This is a genomic window from Actinomadura sp. HBU206391, assembly GCF_014323665.1.
Taxonomy (GTDB): Bacteria; Actinomycetota; Actinomycetes; order Streptosporangiales; family Streptosporangiaceae; genus Actinomadura_C.
Genome location: NZ_JABVEB010000502.1, coordinates 1 through 1960, shown reverse-complemented (window position 1 = coordinate 1960; position 1960 = coordinate 1). Strand labels below are relative to the sequence as shown.

The 1960-nt window shown below is 68.1% G+C and carries 1 protein-coding gene and 1 pseudogene; both read left to right on the top strand.

The genetic code is table 11. The features are described 5' to 3' along the window. Positions 1-705 (top strand): hypothetical protein (locus tag HKK72_RS38835; protein ID WP_222721684.1); only part of this gene is annotated, 705 nt, incomplete at its 5' end. Positions 706-781: 76 nt separating this feature from the next. Next, positions 782-1960 (top strand): annotated as a pseudogene (locus tag HKK72_RS38830) (hypothetical protein); the annotation flags it as partial.

Sequence of the window (1960 nt, the reverse complement as noted above, 5' to 3'; positions counted from 1 at the left end):
ATCAGCGCGGACGACCCCTTCCAAGGCTCGCCCGCAGAGGACTACGCCGTCGGCGAGGCCGGGATCCGGTTCCCCAAGGCCAAGGCGATGAACGGCTTGTCCGCCGACAACATGGCTCTCGCCTTCCTCCACGTGAAAAAGATGGTCGTGGCCGCCAACCTCGATCCGGACACCGTGTACAAGGGGCGGCCGGACGCATTCGCCAAGCTCCTGCCTCCTGAGCAGCGGAAGGAGTTGCTCGCGCACCTGAACAGCAGGGGCCCGGATCAGAACACCAGGCTCTGGTTCACGAGTTTCGCTCCGAAGACCGCCGAGCCCGCGGGCGACGTCGTCAAGGTGCACGGGACGACGAAGGTACGCGGGGCGAGGGAGGACGGGACGCGCGGCGTGATGGTGGCGCTTGATTACAACTTCGTTTATCCGGTGCACCGGCCGGGGAAATCCGGCACGCTCACGCGCGTGGTGGTCCGCCGTACCACCGAAGTCTTCGTCTACCGCGAAGGTTCCGGGGTCAAGCTCTGGCTGTCCTCGTCGGACTCGAGTGCCGCCCCGGTCCGTTGCGGCACCGAGGACGGCTTTCTCCGTCCCCTCTATGACGATGAGTCGCAGGGCGGACCGGAACCGACCGGTGTGCCTGTGGATCCCTACGATCTGACCGAGGAACAAGGGGCGGCGGGTGGCTGTCAGGCGGTCACCCGCACATGACGACGACCGTCTTCGCGGTCGCTGATCGGTCGCCGAACTGCTCTGGACCACGCGTAACCGAGCGCAAGGAACGTCATTGAAGACGCCCGCGGAGACAGAGGATCGTCTTGGCGACTCGGACGACGGGAAACCCCCCGCCGGGCCATTGACGTCGCTGTCCGCGCGTGGGGTGATTGTCTGCGCCCTGCTGCTCATCGCCCTTCAGGTGGTGCTGAAGGCCGACTATCTGCGCCATGGCTACTTCCGGCAGGACGACTTCGAGTACATCGCCCGCGCCGTCGAGCACACCGGCGCCTGGGACTACCTCCTGCGGATGCACGCGGGGCAGTTCATGCCGGGCGGCTTCGGCCTGGTCTGGCTGCTGGTCAGGGCCGACGCCTACGGCTGGGGTCTGACCTCGGCCACCACAATCCTCATGCAGGTGGCCGCGTCGCTCGCGCTGCTGCGGCTGCTCCGGCAGATGTTCGGCACCCGGCCCGCGATCCTCGCTCCGATGCTGGTCTACGCGTTGACGCCGATGACGCTCGGCATCACGGTGTGGTGGGCGGCGGCGCTGAACGCCCTGCCCCTGCAGATCGCCCTCCCGATGGCGCTGCACGCCCACATCCGGTACGTACGGGGGGACGGGTTCCGGCACGCGGTCTACGCGGCCGGGTGGACGGTCTTCGGATTGGCGTTCTACCTCAAGGCCGGGACCATTCCACTGCTGCTCTTCGCGCTGACGTGCGCCCACCTGGCCGGGGCGCCGTGGTGGGGCGCGCTGCGCCGGTACGCCGGCGCATGGGCGCTGTACGCGAGTGTCCTTCTCGCGTACACGGGCATCTATCTGGCGCGGATGCACACGACGACGATCCAGCCGCGGGCGGCCTCGGCCGAGGTCATCGGTACGTTCGCCGGACGGCTGCTCGGACAGACGCTCCCGGTCACGGCCGTCGGCGGCCCGCATACCTGGATGTCCGTCGGCACCTTCGACTACGCGCTGGCCGCTCCATCGATGTTCCTCGTGGCGTGCTCCTGGATCGTCATCGCGGCGATCATCGGACTGAGCGTGTGGCTGCGCCGCCGGGCGCTTCGCGCCTGGTCGATCCTGATCGGCTACGTCGTCGTGACCGATGTCGTACCGGTCGCGCTCGGCCGGGTGAACGAGAGTTACGCGGACCTGCTCGGCCTCGAGTCGCGCTACATCGCCGAGGCCGCCCCTCTGCTGGCGATCTGCCTGGGACTCGCCTTCCTGCCCCTTGTCGGAGAGGCCGAT